This window comes from Streptomyces sp. NPDC051822 (assembly GCF_044452745.1).
Classification (GTDB): Bacteria; Actinomycetota; Actinomycetes; order Streptomycetales; family Streptomycetaceae; genus Streptomyces.
The window spans coordinates 602,697-622,460 of record NZ_JBITBZ010000002.1 but is presented as its reverse complement, the minus strand read 5'-3'; the positions used below and the strand labels follow the sequence as shown (position 1 = coordinate 622,460).

Sequence of the window (19,764 nt, the reverse complement as noted above, 5' to 3'; positions counted from 1 at the left end):
CCTAGATCGGCAGGGGCGCGTACGGGTGGATCAGCAGGGGGTGGATCCGTCCCTGGCTAGGGCCACTGCCGGGGTGAACCATCTTCCGCGGGACGGTCGTGGGCCGCGTCGGCCAGGTCGCTGACCAGCAGGGCTTTGATCGCGTGCATCCGGTTCTCCGCCTGGTCGACGACGAGCGAGGCGGGGCCGCGGAACACCTCGGTGGTGACCTCCGCGCCCTCCCGGCCCGTCTCTGCCAGCACCGCCGCGCCGACCGAGGTACTGCTGTCGTGCACCGCGGGCATGCAGTGCAGGAACCGCACCTCCGGGTTCTTCGCCGCCGAGAGGACCCGGTCGTCGATCCGGTACGGGGCGAGGGCGACCATCCTGGGTCGCCAGGAGTCGACCGGCTCACCGAGATGGATCCACGTGTCGGCGTACACGAAGTCGGCGTCGCGCACTCCCGCCTCGATGTCGTCCGTGTCCTCCACACGGCCGCCCGTGCGCAGGGCGATCCGCTCGGCCCGTTCGCGTACGTCCGCCGCGCCGGTCATCGACCCGGGGGCCACGACACGGACCGTCATGCCCAGCAGCGCGCCGGTGATCCGCAGCGAGTTGGCCACGTTCGACCTGCCGTCGCCGACGAAGGTCAGGCAGATGTCCGTCCAGGGTCTGCGGCAGTGCTCCTTGACGGTGAGGACGTCGGCCAGGGCCTGGGTGGGGTGCCACGGCGGCGTCAGCGCGTTCCAGACCGGGACTCCTGCGTGCCGGCCGAGCGTTTCGACGGTGTCGTGACTCGGGCCCCGGTAGGCGATCCCGTCGTACAGCCGTCCCAGCACCATGGCGGTGTCGACGGCCGATTCGTGCACGCCCAGATGGCTCGCGCCGGGCCCGAAGCAGGAGACACGCGCGCCCTGCCCGAGGGCGGCCAGCTCGAAGGCGGAGCGGGTACGGGTGGATGACTTGGCGAAGAGCAGCGCGATGGTCCTGCCCGCCAGGGCCGGCCGGTCGGCCGAGGTCCGGTGTACGCGTTTGAGGTGCGCCGCCCGGGCGATCAGTTCCTCGACCCGGTCGGACGTCAGGTCGGGGTCCTTGAGGAGGCCCCGCGCCCGGTGGTCGTCGCCCATGTCGTGTGTCCCTTCCCCGCACTGGCGTGAGGCTCTCGCAATGCGTCTCCCCTCGCCCAGCCGTTGAAACGAGCCGATCGGGTGGGGACGGAGGGAGGAAGGGAGGAAGGGGAGGGCGGCGGGCCGGTCTTCTCGACGTCGGTGAAACATTTCCGGGGGCTCGGCGCATCGAACGTATCGAGAGCAAGCACGTCACATCGATCACGTCGATCACATCGATCACATCGGTCATGTCGTTCACTCCGAGCCGAGGATGCCCTTTCATGCTTCGTTCCCTGCCCCGGGCGGCGACCGCCCTTGCCGTCGGACTGACGGCGGTCGTCGCCACCGCCGTCTCACCCGCCGCCGCCGACACCCGGACCTGGCGGGACGTCAGCCCGCCCGACAGCAACGGCAGCGTCCTGTTCGACATCGAGACCGCGGGAGGTGCCACCTGGGCGGTCGGCTCGCGCAGCGACGCGACCACCCGTCCCTTCGCGCCGGTGGCGTTGCGCTGGACCGGTACGGGGTGGCAGGCGCCCCCGCAGCCCGCCGAACACGGCCGCCTGGACGACCTCGCCGTCGGCGCGCCCGACCAGGTCTGGGCCGTCGGCTCGCGCAACGAACTCGTGGGCGAGTCGGACTGGGACCGCGGGCGCGCACTGCTCCAGCACTGGAACGGCACCGCGTGGAGCGAGGCCGCCCTGCCGTTCCCCGAGGGCGCCGACGCGACCTCGCTGTCGGCCGTCGACGTGGACGCGGGCGGCTCGGTCTGGGTGTACGGCGGCTACGCCGACACGGCCGGGGATTACGTGCCGGTCATGTTCCGCGGGGACGCGGACGGGGGCGGCGGCTGGACCCGGCTGCCCGCGAACACGGGGCTCAACTGGGTCTCCCAGCTGGAGGCGCGGGCCGGCGGCGTCCTCCTCGCCCTCGGCGACGGCGTCTCCCGCTTCGACGGCACGTCGTGGACCAGGCAGAGCCTGCCGCCCGCGCTCGACGGGGCGATCTTCGACGGGATCGAGGAGCGGGCGGCGAACGACATCTGGGCCGTCGGCCACATCAGGGACGAGAGGCTGTGGCGGCGTCCCGTGATCGTGCGTTACGACGGTCGCGCGTGGCGCACGGTCCGTACCCCCGCCGAGACGGGCCAGCTGTTCGACATCGCCTTCGACGGCTCGGGCCGTCCGGTGGCGGTGGGCGAGACCATGGACCCCGCCGTCAACCCGGCCGGGAACTACGTCCTGACCCCCGGTCCCCAGGGCTTCCTCACCCGGACCGAGGACCCGGCCGGCGCCGGCTACCTGTACGGGGCCGCCGCCGACGCGGCGGGCCGGGTGTGGACCGTGGGCGGCACGGCGGGAGCGGAGGGTGGCGTCTCCCCGTCGGCGTACGCGGGCATCCGCCGCTGAGCCGGACGCGCCGTGGTCACGCCGTGAGCACGCCGTGAGCACGCCGTCGTCAGCCCGTCGGCACCGCGGCGCATCCCGCCTTCGTCCGCCACGACTTCGGACGTCCCCGACCCGGAAAGGTGCCGCATGACGAAGCCCACCACCGTGAACCTGACCAAGGCTTCGCCCACGGTCTCTCTGGACAAGCACGGTGTGACGTCCGGACTGATCAAGGTCAATCTCAACTGGACCTCGCCGCAGGCCGTCGCGCAGCGGGCGGCAGGCGAGGCCCGTGGTCTGTTCGGGCGGGTCCGGGCGTCGCTGCGGTCTGCCGCGGCCAGGAAGGTGGATCTCGACCTCGGCTGCATGATCCGCTGCACCGACGGTTCCAAGACCGTGGTCCAGGCCCTGGGCAACGCGTTCGGTTCGGTGGACCGCTTCCCGTACGTCGCCCTCGACAGGGACGACAGGACCGGCGCCCACGCGACGGGCGAGAACCTCGTCATCAACCTGGACCACCAGGCCGAGTTCCAGAAGCTCCTCCTCTTCGTCTACATCTACGAGGGGTCCGGCGACTTCCGCGGCCTCGACGCGGTGGTGACCCTGACGTCCGATCGCGGCGACCGCTTCCAGGTGACTCTGGACGACTGCCCGCCCCAGGCGCACGCCTGCGCCATCGCCCTCATCAAGCGGCAGAAGGGCGAACTCGTCGTCGGACGCGAGGTGCGCTGGTTCACCCCGCAGGACGGACCCGGTGTGCAGGACGTGATCTCCCGCGCGTACCGGCTCGGCATGAAATGGACTCCGGGCCGGAAGTAGCGTCGCCGGCCGCTCCGCGCCGACGACGGCCGGACACCCCACGCGTGACCCGCACCGTGGCGGGTAGCCGGTGGGTGCCAAGGCCGAAGGAGGCGGATCACGATGATGAGCACGATGGCAATGATGAGCACCAAGAGCGGGCCACCCACCCGTCCGTTCCCCCACGACCCCCCGGAACCGCCCCCCGCGCCCCCGACACGCCCCTTCCCGGCCGACCCGCGGTCCCCGAAGCCGACGCCAGGTCCGGGGCCGAAGCCAGGTCCGGGGTCGGGGCCGGGGTCGGGGCCGGGGTCGGGGTCGGGGTCGGGGTCGGGGCATCCGCCCAGCGATCCGGTTCCGCCGAGTCCCACCCCGGCGCCGGGTCCCGGGCCCGGACCGCAGCCCGGGCCCGTTCCCGGCCCGGTGCCCGGGCCCGGCGGGCCGGATCCGGTGCCTCCCGCGCCGCCGCAACCTGAACCGGATCCTCAGCCGGGCGGCCCTTCCCCGGAGCCGGGACCGCATCCGGGGCCTCTGCCCGGTCCGGTGCCCCCGCCGGAGCCGGTCACCTGACCGCGGTCACGGCCTGTCGCCGTGTCCGTCAGCGGCTCACGGGCTCCCAGTACCGGGCGAGCGCGCCCTCCTGGTACGGGGCGGGGCTCACGCTCAGTTCGCCGGCGAAGGGACGGTCGAGCACCAGGACGAGGAGCAGGCTGAAACCGATGAGGGCGGCGACGGAGGCGACGAAGAGGAGCTGGATCCGCAGCCTGCGCATGCCGTACAGGAAGGTGAGCGGGATCAGGACGAGCGCGCCGCCGAAGGCCAGGACCTGGAGCAGCGGCGGAAGTTCCTGCTCGGCCATGGTCAGGCGGGAGCGGCGCTGACCGGCGACGTCGTTGAGGCGGGCGACGGCCTCCTCGTAGAAGACCTCCTCGCGGGTGGTCTTCGGCTCGTACGCCTGGAGGACGCCGAAGGCGGTCTGGAGGTGCTGTTCCGTGGCCCCGTAGGTGGGCTGCCCGTCGCGCATGCGGGGCCACTGGTCCTCGACGACCGCGTGGACGTAGCCGCTGAGGGCCGCGTCGAGGTCGGCGCGGACCGGTGGCGGGAAGGCGCCGGCGTCGCGCGCGATGAGGGCGACGTCGGTGGCCTCGGTGGCCACGATGGTCTGGGTGCTGTCCAGTTGGGTCCAGAGGGTGACGATGACGAAGGCGAGGATGATCCCGTAGATGGCGCCGAACATCCCCAGCGTCACCCCGACCATGTCGTTGTGCTCGCCCTCGGCCAGCGACGGGTACTTACGGCGGGCCACCACGCTGCCGGCGGCGGCCAGGGCGACCGTCCCGCCGACGGTGATCAGGGCCAGGGTGAAGGTGCTGAAGTGATTGAGCAGCCAGAGCGACATGTGCGGGAAGTCTAGGGACGCGGTGATCACGGCGGCGCCGCCGCGACGGCGCGCTCAGGCTTGTCCCAGCCCCGCGCTCAGGCGTGTCCCCAGCCGCGCTCAGGCCTGTTCAGCCCCGCGCTCAGGCGTGTCTCGCCCATGTCCCCGGTGGTCGGCCGTCCCCCGGGCGAGACGGTGCTCGCGCGTCGCGAGGTTGACGCCGGCTGCCCGCCGAAGCCCGGAAGGGGCCGCCCGGCAGGCTTTCGCCGGGCGGCCCCTGGGTGGTGGGGGTGGTTACTTGACGTTGATCGCCGTCCAGGCCTTGGCCACGGCGGTGTGCTCCGGGCTGCCCGCGCCGTAGAGGTCGGCGGCCGCCGAGAGGGTGGCCACGCGGGCGCCGGCGTAGTTGGTGGAGGAGGTCATGTAGGTGGAGAGGGCCTTGTACCAGATCTTGTAGGCGGCGGCGCGGCCGATGCCCGTGACGGTGGAGCCGTCGGAGGTCGGGGAGTTGTAGGAGACGCCGTTGATCGTCTTGGCTCCGCTGCCCTCGGCCAGCAGGTAGAAGAAGTGGTTGGCCGGGCCCGAGGAGTAGTGGACGTCGAGGCGGCCGAGGCTGCTGGACCAGTAGTCGGCGGAGTTGCCGTCGCGGCTCGGCTTGTCCATGTAGCGGAGCGGGGTGCCGTTGCCGCGGATGTCGATCTTCTCGCCGACGAGGTAGTCGCCGGCGTCCGAGGCGTTGGCCGCGTAGAACTCGACCGAGGTGCCGAGGATGTCGGAGGTGGCTTCGTTGAGGCCGCCCGACTCCTTGCTGTAGCGCAGGTTGGCGGTGGCGGCGGTCAGGCCGTGGGTCATCTCGTGGCCGGCCACGTCGATGGAGGTCAGCGGCTTGGCGTTGCCCGCGCCGTCGCCGTACGTCATGCAGAAGCAGGAGTCGGACCAGAAGGCGTTGACGTACGCGTTGCCGTAGTGGACGCGGGAGTAGGCGGCGACGCCGTCACCGCGGATGCCGTTGCGGCCCAGCTCGTTCTTGTAGAAGTCCCAGGTGAGGGCCGCGCCGTAGTGGGCGTCCGCGGCGGCGGTCTCGCGGTTCGTCGCCAGGCCGTTGCCCCAGGTGTCGGTGCTGTTGGTGAAGAGGGTGCCGGTGCCGCTGGTGCCGCCCTTCAGGTCGTACGTCTTGTGGCCGCCGCGGGCCGTGTCCGTGAGGGTGTACGAGGGGGCCGTGCCGAGCGTGACCGTGCCCGCGTACTGGGTGTGACCGGTGCCCGTCTCGATCGCCTCGTACGCGTACAGCTCCTTGCCCGTGGCGGCGTCGGTGATGACGTGGCGCTCGCTCGGGGTGCCGTCGGCCTGGACGCCCGTGACGGTCGTCTCCCAGGCGAGGGCCGGCTTGCCGGTGGCCGCCCAGATCACCTTGCGGGACGAGGCGGGGGCGGCGGACTTCGCGTCGGAGGAGGCCGCGGCGGCCTTGCCCGCGGTCGCGGCGGTGACCTTCGCGGCCGTGCTCGCCACCGATATACGGGCCTCGGTCGCCTTCGTGGTGGCGCGCGAGCCGTTCTTCTTCTGGTGGACGACGAGGTCGCCACCGAGGACGGGCAGGCCCTCGTACGTGCGCTCGTACCGCGTGTGGACGGTGCCGTCGGCGTCCTTGACAACGTCCCTGACGACGAGCTTCTCCTGGCCGGAGAGGCCGATGGCCCTGGCCGTGGCGGCCGCTCCGGCCTGCGCCTCCTGGACGGCGGCGGCGCGCTCGGAGCCGGTGAGCACGAGCGCGGTGGCGCCGGCCTCCCGCTGGACGTCGGCGCTGGCGGATCCGGTCTGGACTCCGACGACGACCATCGCGGCGGATGCGATCAGGGCGGCGGCGGTGGTGGCGGTGCGGCGGTGCGAGGACTGCTGGCGGGTCACGCGGGCTCCTTCGCTGAAAAGCGTGGGGGTTGTGGGGGGGGTGGTGGCGCGGGTGAGAGCGTGCCAGCGAATGAGCCTGTTTGACAGGTCTGCAACAAGAATTTGACCATGTGTTGTCCGAAGGACAGTGAAGTGTGTTCGGTATGCGGGGTGTTGGGCGGGGTCGAGGGTGACATTTGCCCGGAAGCGGGCAACGGAAAGCCCCCCGGCGGGAGAGCCGGGGGGCTTCGTGTGCGGGTGGGGCGGTGGGGGGCCGGTGGGGCTGGCGGGGTTCAGGCCGTGCGCTTGCGCGGGGTCGCCTTCTTGGCCGGGGCGGACTTCTTGGCCGTCGCCTTCTTCGCCGCCGTCTTCTTCGCCGTGGCCTTCGGCTCCTCCTTCGCCGTCGCCTTCTTCGCCGCCGTCTTCGCCGTGCTCTTCGCCGCCGTCTTCTTCGCCGCCTGGCCCGTGGCCGTCGACGTCGACTTGCGGGCCGGAGCCGCCGTCCCCTTCACCGGCGCCCTGGACGTGGACTTCTTGCCGCCCGTCTCCTTCGGCGTACCGCGCGGCTTGAACTCCGTCACCACGGCGTCCCCCTCGCCGCGCGCCTCCTTCGCCGCCCTGACGCTGCTCTCCAGGGCCGCCATCAGGTCGATGACCTGACCACCGGCCGGCTCCCCCGGCTCCGGGGCCGCGACACCCTCGCCGCCCTCCGCCTTCGCCGCGATCATCTCCTCGACCGCGGCGCGGTAGTCATCGTGCAGGGTGCTGATGTCGACCTCGCCGAGCGTGGCCATCAGGGCGTCCGCCAGGTCGAGTTCGGCCTCCCGTACGGCGACCGGGGTCTCCGGGGCCACCCCTTCCGGGGCGCGGATCTCGTCCGGCCACAGCAGGCCGTGCATCGCGATCACGTCGTCCACGACCCTGAGCATGCCGAGGCGCTCGCGCCCCCTGAGGGCGAACTTGGCCACGGCCACCTTGTCGCTGCGCTTGAGCGCCTCCCGGAGCAGCGTGTACGGCTTGGCGGCGGGTACGCCGTTCGCCGAGAGGTAGTACGCGGCGTCCATCTGGAGCGGGTCGATCTCACCGGCCGGCACGAAGGAGACGATCTCGATCGTCCTCGCCGTGGGCAGCGGCAGGGCGGCCAGATCCTCGTCGGTGATCGGGATCATGGTCCCGTCCGCGTCCTCGTACGCCTTGCCGATCTCCGCGGCCGAGAGCTCCTCGCCGTCGACCTCGCACACCTTCTTGTAGCGGACGCGTCCGCCGTCCTCGGTGTGGATCTGGCGGAACGAGACGGACCGGCTCTCCGTGGCGTTCACGAGCTTGATCGGGATGCTGACCAGCCCGAAGGATATGGCACCGTTCCAGATGGATCTCACGGTTCTCCCTTTCGAGCCGAATTGTCCCAAAACGTGCGATTCTCATCGTATGACGCCCCTCACAGAGGTGGACGGACGGCGCCTGGCGCTCAGCAACCTGCACAAGGTGCTCCACCCGGTCACCGGCACCACCAAGGGGGAGGTGCTCCACTACTACGCGACCGTCGGGGCCGCGATCCTGCCGCATCTGCGGGACCGGCCCGTGTCCTTCCTGCGCTATCCGGACGGTCCCGAGGGGCAGCTCTTCTTCACGAAGAATCCCCCGCCCGGCACACCCTCCTGGGTGACGACCACCCCCGTACCCCGCTCCGAGGACCCGGGCGCCCGGCAGGTGGTGATCCAGGACCTGGCCTCCCTGATGTGGGCGGCGAACCTCGTCGTGGAGTTCCACACGCCCCAGTGGCGGACCTCCTCCCCCGCCGTCGCCGACCGGCTCGTCTTCGACCTCGACCCCGGGCCGCCCGCGACGGTCGTCGAGTGCTGCCGGGTCGCGCTGCACCTGCGCGAGCGGCTCGCCGCCGACGGCCTGGAGGCCTTCGCCAAGACCTCCGGGTCCAAGGGGCTGCACCTGCTCGTACCCGTGGCGCCGACGCCGTCCGCCCAGGTCTCGGCGTACGCGAGGCAGCTCGCCGTCGAGGCGGAGGCGGCGCTGCCCAAGCTGGTCGTGCACCGGATGGCGAAGGCGCTGCGGCCCGGGAAGGTCTTCGTCGACCACAGCCAGAACGCCGCCGCCAAGACCACCGCCACCCCCTACACCCTGCGGGCCAGGGCCCGGCCCGCCGTCTCCGCCCCCGTCACCTGGGAGGAGGTGGAGGACGGCGCCCACCGCGCCGCGACCCCGGAGGCCCTCGTTTTCCTGATGGACGACATCACGCCACGTCTTGAGCGGTACGGGGACCTCCTGGCGCCCCTTTTCGAGCCCGAACGGGCCGGGAGACTGCCGTGAGGGGCGCCGGGGGCGCGGGAGGCGTGGCGGGCGCCGGGGGCCGGGGCGCTTGGGGCGGGAGTGCCATGGGCGGGGGCGCCGGGGATGGGGATGCCAGGGGCGGGGGTGCCGGGGAGTCCGCGGCCGTCGTGCTGTTCCCGCCCGTCGACGTCATGCGGCCGCGGCCCGCCGACGAGATCCCCGTACAGGCCCGGCCGCCCCGGGAGCTGCAGTACTCGCTCAAGCTGGACGGGTTCCGCGCGCTCGCCTTCGTCCTCGGCGACGGGCGGGTCGTCCTCCAGTCCCGCTCCCGCCGCGACCTCGCCCCCGAGTTCCCCGACATCGCCGCCCACCTGCGCGACCAGCTGCCGCCCGGGATCGTCCTCGACGGGGAGCTGTGCGCCTACCGGGAGGGGCGGCTCAGCTTCACCGACCTGCTGCGCTCGCACCCGGACCGGGTAAGGGCCGGGGTTCCCGTCTCGTACATCGCCTTCGACCTCCTCGCCGTCCCCGGCCGGGACGTACGGAGCCTGCCGCTCCGCGACCGGTGGGAGCTGCTCGGAACGGCCCTGGGGGAGGCGCGTCCGCCGATCCAGCGCGTCCTGGCCACCCTCGACGAGGAGACCGCGCGCAGCTGGTTCCACGACCTGCGGGAAGCGGGCGTCGAGGGCATCGTCGCGAAGCTCCTCGGCTCGCCCTACCGCGCCGGGCCCACCTGGGCATGGCGGAAGATCCGGCACGCGGACACCAGCGACGGCGTCCTCCTCGGCGTCCTCGGCCCCGCCGACCGGCCCCGGACCCTGGTCGTACGGCTCCCCGACGGCCGCACCGTGACCACCTCGCCCCGGCTCACCCCGGCCCAGTCGCGCGAGGTCGGGTCCCTGGTGGGCGACCGCGCCGGGCCGCTCGTCCAGGAACCGGACCACGGGCCCGTGCGGTGGGTGGACCCCCCGGTACCCGTCGAACTGCGGCAGATCGCGGGGCGGCAGCGGCAGGAGAACCCGACCTTCGTACGCGTACGGGGCGAAGGTTGAGCCGCCCGCCGCCGGCACCGCGCGGGGCCGTGCGGAACCGTCTTCGAGTCGTATACGCAGAGCAACTGCCTTGCTGCGTACCGTACATGGCGCAAAGAGAACGCAACGGAAGCCTCCCGCGCGGCCGGTGTCGCCGCTACCGCCTCGTCACCCCTCCCGTGGTGCACACTTGCTGCCTGGTACAGCGCTCACGGGGAAGGCGGCCTGGTACATGCTGACGGGGATCGAGGAGGTCGACTGGGCCTCACTGGGGCACGCGTACGGCCCCGCGGACGACGTGCCAGAGCTGCTCCGCGGACTCGCCTCCGCCGACCCCGCGGAGCGGGAGACCGCCCTCGACGGCATGTACGGGGCCGTGCACCACCAGGGCGACGTCTACGACTCCACCCTCGCCTGCATCCCCTTCCTCCTCGAACTCGTCGCCGACCCCGCCGTCCAGGACCGCGGCTGCATCGTCGAACTGCTCACCAGCATCGGCGGGATCGAACTCGACGACGACGACGAGCTGGACGAACTCGGCGCCGACGACGAGGAGTTCATCCCCGCCGCCAACTACGCGATGGCCGCGGCCGCCATCGCCGCAGGCTCCGACGTCTTCCTCGGGCTCGTCTGCGACCCCGACCCCGAGGTGCGGCTCACCGCGCCCTGCGCACTCGCCTCCCTCCACCCCGAGCCCGCCCGGGTCCTCACCCTCCTGCGGGAGCGGCTCACCGTCGAGCGGGACACCGAGGTACGGCTCGCCCTCGTCGCCGCCGTCGGGCGCATCGCCCTGCGGCACGCCTCCCTGCGCACCGAGACCGTCGACTGGCTCGGCTGGCTCGCCCGCGCCGCCCAGGACCCCGGCCTCCGCCTCGCCGCCCTCGCCCAGCGGGCCCGGTGCGCCCCCGGCGACATCCCCGACGACGTCGTGCCCTGCGTGACCGGGCTCCTTGAGGAGATCAGGACCACGGCGCACCGGCCCGAACCCGCGGCGCCGGAGCGGCCGGCCACCTCGACGCTGATCGGACAGTTCCGGGAGCTCCTGGAGGAACACGCCGCCGGACGGCCCGCCCCCTGGACCGAGGAACTGCTCCGGACCCTGCACACGGCCCTCGACGACCGGGTCGACGACCGCATCGCCCTCATCCTCGCGCAGCTGCGCAGCCCCGACTGGGGGCAGCGCTCCGACGCGATCTGGCTGTGCGGCGGGTTGATACGGGTCTGGCGCGGGCGGTACGAGGAAGTCGTCCGGCTCGTCGGCGCGCAGCTCCAGGACCCCGAGCCGCGGCTCCGCGAGGCCGCCGCCACCTTCCTCGAGCGGCTCTTCGAGCTGGGCGCGCCCGCCGCGGACGCGCTCGTCGCGCGGCTCGCCGCCGGGCCAGTGGCGGGGGCGGCGGCGGGGGCGGGGCCTGGGCTCGGGGGTTCGCGTCGGCCCGGGGGTGCCGGTCAGGTCGGGGCCGGTGGGGCCGGTTCGCGTGGCGGCGGGCGGTCCGGGCGGGACGGGGTGCTCCTCGCGCTGGCCCGCGCCGGGGACAGCCGCGCCGTTCCGCTGCTCGCGCGCGCCCTGGAGGAGGGCGAGGTGCGGCGGGAGCTGCTGTACGCCGTGGACGGGCTCGGGCCCTCCGCCGCCATGCTCGCCCCGCTGCTGCGGCGCCGGCTCTCCGAGGTCGATCTCGACGAGCGGCTCCACGACCGGGCCGCGCCCCTGCTGTTCGCCCTCGGGGCCGTACGGGGCGGGCAGGCCCTGCCGGAGGTCCTGCGGGTCCTGCGCGGGGCGCCGCCCAACCGGCGCGACTGGGTGCGCGAGGCCGCCCTGCGGACCCTGGCGGCCTTCGGGCCCGCCGCCCGGGAAGCCGTACCGGACATGCGAAGACTCATGGCCTCCGAATCGGCCGCCGTCGCCACCGCCGCGGCACGTGCCCTGTGGTCGGCCGAGGGCGACCTTGCGGAGGTCCTGCCGGCCCTCGAACGGTGGCTGCGGCCGGGCGTCTCGGGCGCCGACCGGTGCGTCGCCGCCCAGGCCCTCGGCGAGATAGGCCCGGCCGCCGCCGCGGCCGCTCCCGCCCTCCGGCCCGGGCTCGCCTCGCGGGACCTGTGGGTGCGGGTCCGCAGTGCCGCGGCCCTGTGGCGGGTGTCCGGGGACACTGCGGCGGCCCTGCCGGTGCTGCTCGCCGCCTGGGAGGAGAACCGGCACGCGCGCGTGGACGTCGCCGAATGTCTGGCGGAGATGGGGCCCGCGGCGGCGTCCGCGCAGCTGGTGGTCCTCACGGAGCTGACCCGTCGGCGGCGGCACAACGCCCGCGAAGGGGCCTCGGGCAGTCATGACGTCCACCTCGACGAGAAGCTGCTGACCTTGTGCCGGGCCGCGTTGGCCCGGATGGAGCGGGGGGTTTTCTAGGGGCGTTCCAGGGTTGCGCTCGGTGGTCGGGGCTTGGCTTGGTGGGTTCGCATCGGTTGGTGCGCCCTCCGTGGGGGACGTTCCGGGGGTCGCGTTCGGGCCTCGTCGGGCGTCTGCGGCTCGTCATTTCAGCGGTGGGCAGACGGGGCTTTCCTGCGAATAAGGTCTCCCTGTGGATAAGCCTCGTCGGGTGTTTGCCGCCGTCTGTGGTCTGCTGCTCGTCGCGGGGTGTGGTGAGGGTGCCCTGGAGAGTGCCGGTGCCACTCCTGCCGCCGTGGGGCCCGTACGGCTCTGGCCCGATCTTCCGCCCGCGACCGATCCGCCGTTCGACTACGGCGAGTCGGAGACCTCGCGCGTACCCGGCCTCAGGGTTTCCGGCGACGACGTCCGTTCGGTCGATGCCGTGGCGGTCGTCCGCGCCGAGGTGCGGGCCCGGCCCGGCGTGTACAGCGGTCCCGACGGGATGTACGAGGAGACCGCCCGTGCCATCGCGGCCTGCGGCAGCGCGCCTGCCGGCTGTCCCGTCATGCGGCCGTACTACCGGGATCTCACCGGCAACGGGCGGGACGAGCTCATCGTGGGGATCCGCATGCCCGAGCAGCAGGTCGGGATCCGGGTCTACCTCGCCGAGAAGGGCGGGCTCACCCGGATCATGTCCACCGTCGACCAGGTCGTCAGCGTCGAGCTGGCCGGACGGGATCTGATCATGCGGGTCGCTTCGGCCGGCATCCCCGGGTACGAGTACCGCACCGCCTGGTCCTGGGACGAGCAGCAGCACAGCATGCTGCCCACCCGGGACGAGATCGTGCGGGTGAAGCCCTCGGCCGGGGCCGTTCCCCGTCCTGTCGGTCCGACCGTCCCCTCGCCCGTCGAGACCCGCCCGTGAGGGCGCCCCGGCTGCCCGCCTGGACCGCGACCCTCACGTGGAAGGCCGCCGTCTTCATCGGAGTGATGTGTTGCGCCCTCGCGGCTCTGCTCGGTGTTCTCGTGCATGTCTCCGTCGCCGGGCAGACGGTTGCCGACTCCCGGGAGAAGGCGCTCGCGCGGCTCGACGACGTCACCCGGCTGTACGAGTCGGGCGAGCCGATCCCCCGGTTCTCCGGGATCGATCCGGTGGGGCTTCCGGCGTCCTTGCGGGCGCTCGCGGTCCGGGGCGAGCGGGGCACGGTGGTCGGTGACCACGAGGGCCGGCCGACGATGTGGGCGGCGGGACCCGCCGACGGGCGCGCCCTCGCCGTCCGCGTCGACTACACCCAGAGCGCCGAGACCATCGACGCGCTCGACCGTTCGATCCTCGGCTCCTCCGTCCTCGCGATCGGGGCGACGCTGCTGGTGGGCGCCTTCGCCGTCACCCGGGTCACCCGGCGGCTGCACCTGACCGCCCAGGTGGCCCGCCGGATCAGCGCCGGTGATCTCGACGCGCGCGTGGACGATCCCCGGACCAAGGACCCCTCGCGTCCGCAGGACGAGGTGGCGACGGTCTCCGGGGCGCTCGACACCATGGCCTCCTCGCTGCAGCGCAAGCTGCAGAGCGAGCAGCGGTTCACCGCCGACGTGGCCCATGAGCTGCGCACGCCGTTGACCGGGCTCTCGGCCGCCGCCGAACTGCTGCCGGAGGGGCGGCCCTCGGAGCTCGTGCGGGACCGGGTGCGGGCCATGCGGGGACTGACCGAGGATCTCCTGGAGATCTCGCGGCTCGACGCGGGCAACGAGACCGTGGATCTGGCCGTGCACCCGCTCGGTGAGCTCGTCGAGCGGCTGGTTCGGGCCTCGGGCACGGAGACAGAGGTACGGGTCGTGCGGGACGCCATGGTGGAGACGGACCGGCGGCGGCTCGAGCGGGTCCTCGGCAATCTGGTGGCCAACGCCCACAAGCACGGGGGCCCGCCCGTGGTCGTCACCGTCGACGGGTCCGTGGTGTCCGTGCGGGACCATGGGAGTGGGTATCCCCGCTATCTGATCGAGTCGGGGCCACAGCGCTTTCGGACCGAGGGCGGGGGCAAGGGGCACGGCCTGGGGTTGACGATCGCCGCGGGGCAGACCGAGGTGATCGGCGCCGGGCTCGTGTTCGCCGACGCGGAAGGAGGGGGCGCCGTCGCCCGGCTGCGGCTTCCCGAGTACGTATCCCTCGAAGAGGACGGGCCGGCCGACTGAGCGGACGGCACACCGTCACACAAAAGGGACATAGGGCATACCGCTTGCTACGTTGCGGCCATGACCGCACCGCGCACGGACGCTCCCCCGCCCGGGGTACGCATCCCGAAGCGCCGCGGCGTGGAACTCTCCCTCCTCGTCTGCGCCGTCCTCATCTCCGTCTACGGCTACGCCGAGGTCGGCCTCGCCCGCAGCGGCGCCGTACCGCCGGACGCCGCCCGCTACGGGGCCGGGCTCGGCCTGCTCGCGCTCGTCGCCCATCTCGCGGTCCGGTTCCGAGCCCCGTACGCCGATCCGCTGCTGCTGCCGATCGCGGTCCTGCTCAACGGGCTCGGCCTGGTGCTCATCTACCGCCTCGACCTGGAGACGCCCCACGACCAGGCGGCGGCGACCCAGCTGGTGTGGTCGACGCTCGGCGTCGCGCTCTTCATCGTGGTCGTGCTGCTGCTTCGCGACCATCGCGTCCTTCAGGGCTACGCGTACGTGTCCGTGGCCGCCGCGCTCGGGCTGATGATCCTGCCGATCTTCTTCCCCGCCGTGAACGGCGCCAGGATCTGGATCCGGATCGGCGGTCTCTCCTTCCAGCCGGGCGAGTTCGCCAAGATCCTGCTCGCCGTCTTCTTCGCCGCGTACCTCGCCGCCAACCGCAACGCGCTCGCGTACACCGGCCGCCGGATCTGGAAGTTCCAGTTCCCGGCCGGGCGGGTGCTCGGGCCCATCGTCGCCATCTGGCTGCTCAGCGTCGGCGTGCTGGTCCTGGAACGGGACCTGGGTACCTCGCTGCTCTTCTTCGGGCTCTTCGTGATCATGCTGTACGTGGCCACCGGCCGGATCGGCTGGATCGCCGTCGGTCTCGTACTCGCCTCCGCCGGAGCCTTCCTCGTCGGCTCGCTCGAACCCCACGTCCACAGCAGGGTGCAGGACTGGCTCGACCCGTACGCCTCCATCCGGGCGGGCGACGGCCCGGGGCAGCTCGCGCAGTCGCTGTTCTCCTTCGCCGCCGGGGGCATGCTCGGCAGCGGGCTCGGACTCGGCCATTCCGTCCTCATCGGGTTCGCCGTCAAGTCCGACTTCATCCTGGCCACGGCGGGCGAGGAACTGGGACTCGTCGGCCTGACGGCGCTCTTCCTGCTGTACGCGCTGCTCGTCGCCCGGGGATACCGCGCCGGGCTCTCGCTGCGCGACCCCTTCGGGCGGCTCCTCGCCATCGGGCTCGCGTCGATCGTGGCGCTCCAGGTCTTCGTGATCGCGGGCGGGGTGATGGGGCTCATCCCGCTGACCGGCATGGCCATGCCGTTCCTCGCCCAGGGAGGTTCGTCGGTGGTCACCAACTGGGTGATCGTGGCGCTGCTCATCCGCGTCAGCGACTCGGCGCGCGCACCTCAGCCCGACTCCGCCGACACCGGGACGCTCGCCCCGGTGAAGGAGGGCGCCTCGTGATCCGGCCGTACGCCACCGGGAAGGGCGGCGCCTCGTGATCCGGTACGCCCGGCGGGCCGCCGCGCTGTGTCTCGTCCTGCTCGCGGCCCTCCTCGTCAACTCCGCGCGCGTGATGGTCTTCGAGGCCGAGTCCCTCGACGACAACCCGGCCAACCGGCGGATCGCCATCAACCGGTACGCGCAGCCGCGCGGCGAGATCGTCGTCGACGGGAAGCCGGTGACGGGCTCCCGGGACAGCGGGCAGCAGCTGCGCTGGGAACGCACCTACCGCCAGGGGCCGTTGTACGCGCCGCTGACCGGCTACTCCTCGCAGACCTATGGCACGACCCTCGTCGAGCACGCCGAGGACGCGGTCCTGGCCGGCACCGAACCGATGCTGGCGCCGCTGCCGCTCTGGAACGACCTCACGCGGGGCCGGCAGGCGGGCGGTGACGTCGTGACGACGATCCGGTCCCCGATGCAGGAAGCGGCCTACCGGGGGCTCGCCGGGAAGCGCGGGGCGGTCGTGGCGGTCGAGCCGTACAGCGGCCGGATCCTGGCGCTCGTCAGCTCGCCCTCGTACGACCCGGGCGTCCTCTCCGGTACGGGCCGGGGGGTCAAGGACGCCTGGAAGCGGCTGAACACCTCGCCGAACCAGCCGATGCTGAACCGCGCGCTGCGCCAGACGTACCCGCCGGGCTCCGCGTTCAAGATCGTGACGGCCGCGGCGGCCCTCGACGCGGGGGCGGTACGGGACGTGGACGCGCCGACGGACACGCCCGACCCGTTCGTCCTGCCCGGCACCCGGCAGGTGCTGCCGAACGAGGCGCGGGGGTGCGCGGACGCGTCCCTCGCGTACGCGATCCAGTGGTCCTGCAACACCGTGATGGCCGGGCTCGGGGTGGAGGTCGGCCTGACGGGCATGGTCGACGCCGTGGAACGCTTCGGCTTCAACGACACCGGGCTCCGGGTCCCCTCCTGGGTCGCGAAGTCCAACTTCGACCGGGAGATGAGCCCGGACCAGCTCGCGCTCTCGTCGATCGGGCAGTTCGACACGACGGCGACCCCGCTCCAGATGGCCCTGGTGGCGGCGGCCGTCGCCAACAACGGGGAGATCGCCCACCCCTACCTCGTCGACCGCACGACCACCGCCGGCGGCACCACGGTCGACCGCACCGGCCGCCGCAGCTACCGGCAGGCGATGAACCCCTCGACCGCCCTCCAGCTCCAGCGCCTGATGGTGAAGGCCGTGGAGGAGGGCACGGGCTCCAAGGCGGCGATCCCCGGCGCCCGGGTCGGCGGCAAGACCGGCACCGCACAGCACGGCTTCGGCAACACCGGCACCCCGTACGCCTGGTTCATCGCCTGGGCCCAGGCCGACGACACGGCCCAGCCGGCCGTCGCCGTGGCCGTGGTCGTCGAGGACGCCGAGGCCTCCCGTACGGACATCAGCGGGGGCGGCAGCGCGGCGCCGATCGCCCGGGCGGTGATGGGGGAGGCGCTGCGGCTGGAGGCGGAGAGGCGGAATCCGTAGGTCGGGGCTTGGTGGATCCGATGTCCTTTCAGGACGTCTTTCCCCCCTCGGCGATCGCCTCCGCCACCTCCGCTACCCGCTCCCGCTCCTCCGCCGCGAACCGTTCGCGGTCCAGCGCCTCCGCGATCTCCTCGTCCTGGGTCATGAGCAGGTCGAGGTTGGAGTCGCCGAGGTCGAAGACGCCCATGTCGAGGTAGGCCTTCTGGAGGCGTTCGCCCCAGAGGCCGATGTCCTTGACGCAGGGGACGATGCGGCTGAAGAGGAGCTTGCGGAAGAGGTGCAGGAACTCGCTCTGCTCGCTGAGTTCCTCCGCCTCCTTCCTCGGGATGCCGAAGTTCTCCAGGACCTCGACACCGCGCAGCCGGTCCCGCATCAGGTGGCAGCCCTCGATGACGAACTCCTCGCGTTCGCGCAGTTCGGCGTCGGACAGCTGCCGGTAGTAGTCGCGCAGGGCCATCCGGCCGAAGGCCACGTGCCGGGCCTCGTCCTGCATGACGTACGCGAGGATCTGCTTGGGGAGCGGCTTGTCGGTGGTGTCGCGGATCATGCCGAAGGCGGCGAGGGCGAGGCCTTCGATGAGGACCTGCATGCCGAGGTAGGGCATGTCCCAGCGGGAGTCGCGCAGGGTGTCGTCGAGGAGGCCCTTGAGGTTGTCGTTGATCGGGTAGAGCATGCCGATCTTGTCGTGGAGGAAGCGGCCGTAGATCTCGGCGTGCCGTGCCTCGTCCATGGTCTGGGTGGCCGAGTAGAACTTGGCGTCGAGGTCGGGGACGGACTCGACGATCCGGGCGGCGCAGATCATGGCGCCCTGCTCGCCGTGGAGGAACTGGCTGAACTGCCAGGAGGCGTAGTGCCGGCGCAGGTCGCCCTTGTCCTTCTCGGTCATCCTCGCCCAGTGGCGGGTGCCGTGGAGGGTGAGGACCTCGTCGGGGGTGCCGAGCGGGTCGTACGGGTCGACCTCCAGGTCCCAGTCGATCCGGGTGGCGCCGTCCCACTGCTTGTCCTTGCCCTTCTGGTAGAGGGCGAGGAGGCGTTCGCGGCCTTCCTCGTACTCCCAGGAGAAGCGGGCGGCGCCCGTGGCGGGCACCTGCCAGGTGAGGGCGGGCGGGGCCGTGGTGTAGAGGTCGCGCGTCGACACTGACGCCTCCTTGGGGGTCGGATGGCCGTTCCCGTGGTGCGAGTCGTTCGTACGATTCCTTCGTACGCGCCTCCGGCCAGGCTCACACGCTGCTAGACGGGTCGTCAACAAGTCGCGCACGGGGGATTGACGGTGCTGCTGACGGGCAGTCTCATAAGGGTGAAGGACAGGTACGCGACGGCGAACGCAGCGAGGTGCCTCCACCATGACCCCTTTCACCGAGCCCGACTTCAGCCTCCTGCGGGACGCCCTGGGGCCGCTGCGCGACCGTGAGCAGGTCGCCGAGCGCCTCCTGGAGTCCTCCCGCAAGCACTCCTACGACCCGGACACCGAACTGGACTGGGATGCGCCGTTCGAGGACGGCAAGTGGTTCTGGCCGCCCGAGCTGGTCTCGCTCTACGACACCCCGCTGTGGCGGCGGATGTCCGAGGAGCAGCGGATCGCGCTCTCGCGCCACGAGGCGGCCTCGCTCGCCTCGCTGGGCGTCTGGTTCGAGATCATCCTCATGCAGCTGCTCGTCCGCCACATCTACGACAAGTCGCTGACCAGCCATCACGTGCGGTACGCGCTCACCGAGATCGCCGACGAGTGCCGGCACTCGATGATGTTCGCCCGGATGATCCAGCGGGGCGGCACGCCCGCGTACCCGGTGCCGCGGATCTACCACAATCTCGCCCGGATCCTGAAGACCGTCTCCACCACCCCCGGGTCCTTCGCCTCGACCCTGCTCGGCGAGGAGATCCTCGACTGGATGCAGCGGCTGACCTTCCCCGACGAGCGGGTGCAGGCCCTCGTGCGCGGTGTGACCCGCATCCACGTGGTGGAGGAGGCCCGCCACGTGCGGTACGCCCGGGAGGAGCTGCGGCGCCAGATGGTGACGGCGCCGCGCTGGGAGCAGGAGTTCACCCGGCTCAGCTGCGGCGAGGCCGCCCGGGTCTTCTCCACCTGCTTCGTCAACCCCCAGGTGTACGAGGCGGTGGGCCTGGACCGGCGGGAGGCCGTGGCCCAGGTGCGGGCGAGCGGGCACCGGCGCGAGGTCATGCAGTCCGGGGCGCGGCGGCTCACGGACTTCCTCGACGACATCGGCGTGCTGCGCGGGGCGGGGCGCCGGCTCTGGAAGTCGTCCGGGCTGCTGGCCTGACCCGAGCGGGTGCGGGACCCGTTCCGAGCCGGTTCGCGGCCGGTTGGGGGCTGGTTCGCGGCTGGTTGGGGGCCGGTTCGCGGCCGGTTCCTCCGTGGCGGAGGAGTTCCAGGCCACCTTCCCGCCC

General features: G+C 72.5%; 15 protein-coding genes. 10 read left to right on the top strand and 5 right to left on the bottom strand.

The annotated features are described in order from the left end of the window. Nucleotides 1-56: 56 nt before the first annotated feature. Entirely contained in the window at nucleotides 57-1,106 is a 1,050-nt protein-coding gene (argF, locus tag ACIA8N_RS08650; RefSeq protein ID WP_365782080.1) for an ornithine carbamoyltransferase, read from the bottom strand. A gap of 263 nt (nucleotides 1,107-1,369) precedes the next feature. On the opposite strand from argF, the gene ACIA8N_RS08645 reads away from it, so the two are divergent. Together ACIA8N_RS08645 and ACIA8N_RS08640 are read left to right on the top strand one after the other, a co-directional pair. Next, on the top strand, nucleotides 1,370-2,497 hold the full coding sequence (locus ACIA8N_RS08645; RefSeq protein ID WP_365782082.1) for a hypothetical protein: 1,128 nt from the start codon (nucleotides 1,370-1,372) through the stop codon (nucleotides 2,495-2,497). A gap of 126 nt (nucleotides 2,498-2,623) precedes the next feature. Beyond that, on the top strand, nucleotides 2,624-3,295 hold the full coding sequence (locus ACIA8N_RS08640; RefSeq protein WP_365782084.1) for a hypothetical protein: 672 nt from the start codon (nucleotides 2,624-2,626) through the stop codon (nucleotides 3,293-3,295). Nucleotides 3,296-3,872: 577 nt separating this feature from the next. Here the strand turns inward: ACIA8N_RS08640 and ACIA8N_RS08635 are convergent. The 3 genes from ACIA8N_RS08635 to ACIA8N_RS08625 all read right to left on the bottom strand — a co-directional run bounded on the left by ACIA8N_RS08635 (nucleotide 3,873) and on the right by ACIA8N_RS08625 (nucleotide 7,915). Then, complete coding sequence (locus ACIA8N_RS08635) at nucleotides 3,873-4,673, bottom strand: DUF4239 domain-containing protein (RefSeq protein ID WP_365782086.1); 801 nt, start codon at nucleotides 4,671-4,673, stop codon at nucleotides 3,873-3,875. Nucleotides 4,674-4,946: 273 nt separating this feature from the next. After that, complete coding sequence (locus ACIA8N_RS08630; protein ID WP_399415965.1) at nucleotides 4,947-6,557, bottom strand: M4 family metallopeptidase; 1,611 nt, start codon at nucleotides 6,555-6,557, stop codon at nucleotides 4,947-4,949. Nucleotides 6,558-6,829: 272 nt separating this feature from the next. Then, nucleotides 6,830-7,915, bottom strand: coding sequence for a Ku protein (locus ACIA8N_RS08625; protein WP_365782088.1), 1,086 nt, complete (start codon nucleotides 7,913-7,915; stop codon nucleotides 6,830-6,832). A gap of 49 nt (nucleotides 7,916-7,964) precedes the next feature. Between ACIA8N_RS08625 and ligD the strand changes: the two genes are divergently transcribed. From ligD to ACIA8N_RS08590, 7 genes are all read left to right on the top strand, one after another. Beyond that, the gene (gene ligD / locus ACIA8N_RS08620) at nucleotides 7,965-8,861 is read left to right on the top strand and encodes a non-homologous end-joining DNA ligase (protein ID WP_365782090.1); all 897 of its coding nucleotides are present in this window, start codon (nucleotides 7,965-7,967) and stop codon (nucleotides 8,859-8,861) included. A gap of 128 nt (nucleotides 8,862-8,989) precedes the next feature. Further along, nucleotides 8,990-9,874 carry a DNA ligase gene (locus tag ACIA8N_RS08615; protein ID WP_365782093.1) on the top strand — a complete coding sequence of 295 codons (885 nt, stop codon included), beginning with the start codon at nucleotides 8,990-8,992 and terminating at the stop codon, nucleotides 9,872-9,874. A 211-nt stretch (nucleotides 9,875-10,085) separates the two neighbouring features. Beyond that, nucleotides 10,086-12,251: a PBS lyase gene (locus ACIA8N_RS08610; RefSeq protein ID WP_365782235.1), complete on the top strand. Its 2,166-nt coding sequence runs from the start codon at nucleotides 10,086-10,088 to the stop codon at nucleotides 12,249-12,251. Between the two features lie 172 nt (nucleotides 12,252-12,423). After that, nucleotides 12,424-13,137: a hypothetical protein gene (locus ACIA8N_RS08605; protein ID WP_365782095.1), complete on the top strand. Its 714-nt coding sequence runs from the start codon at nucleotides 12,424-12,426 to the stop codon at nucleotides 13,135-13,137. Then, nucleotides 13,134-14,405, top strand: coding sequence for a HAMP domain-containing sensor histidine kinase (locus tag ACIA8N_RS08600; protein WP_365782096.1), 1,272 nt, complete (start codon nucleotides 13,134-13,136; stop codon nucleotides 14,403-14,405). The genes ACIA8N_RS08605 and ACIA8N_RS08600 overlap by 4 nt, the downstream gene beginning before the upstream one ends. 60 nt (nucleotides 14,406-14,465) lie before the next feature. Further along, the gene (locus ACIA8N_RS08595; RefSeq protein ID WP_365782098.1) at nucleotides 14,466-15,845 is read left to right on the top strand and encodes an FtsW/RodA/SpoVE family cell cycle protein; all 1,380 of its coding nucleotides are present in this window, start codon (nucleotides 14,466-14,468) and stop codon (nucleotides 15,843-15,845) included. Nucleotides 15,846-15,879: 34 nt separating this feature from the next. Beyond that, complete coding sequence (locus ACIA8N_RS08590) at nucleotides 15,880-17,358, top strand: penicillin-binding transpeptidase domain-containing protein (protein WP_365782100.1); 1,479 nt, start codon at nucleotides 15,880-15,882, stop codon at nucleotides 17,356-17,358. Between the two features lie 28 nt (nucleotides 17,359-17,386). Here the strand turns inward: ACIA8N_RS08590 and ACIA8N_RS08585 are convergent, their stop codons facing one another. Next, the gene (locus tag ACIA8N_RS08585; RefSeq protein ID WP_365782102.1) at nucleotides 17,387-18,496 is read right to left on the bottom strand and encodes a ferritin-like domain-containing protein; all 1,110 of its coding nucleotides are present in this window, start codon (nucleotides 18,494-18,496) and stop codon (nucleotides 17,387-17,389) included. A gap of 205 nt (nucleotides 18,497-18,701) precedes the next feature. Here ACIA8N_RS08585 and ACIA8N_RS08580 point away from each other — a divergent pair, with 205 nt between their 5' ends. Then, complete coding sequence (locus tag ACIA8N_RS08580) at nucleotides 18,702-19,637, top strand: diiron oxygenase (protein ID WP_365782104.1); 936 nt, start codon at nucleotides 18,702-18,704, stop codon at nucleotides 19,635-19,637. Nucleotides 19,638-19,764 lie beyond the last annotated feature (127 nt).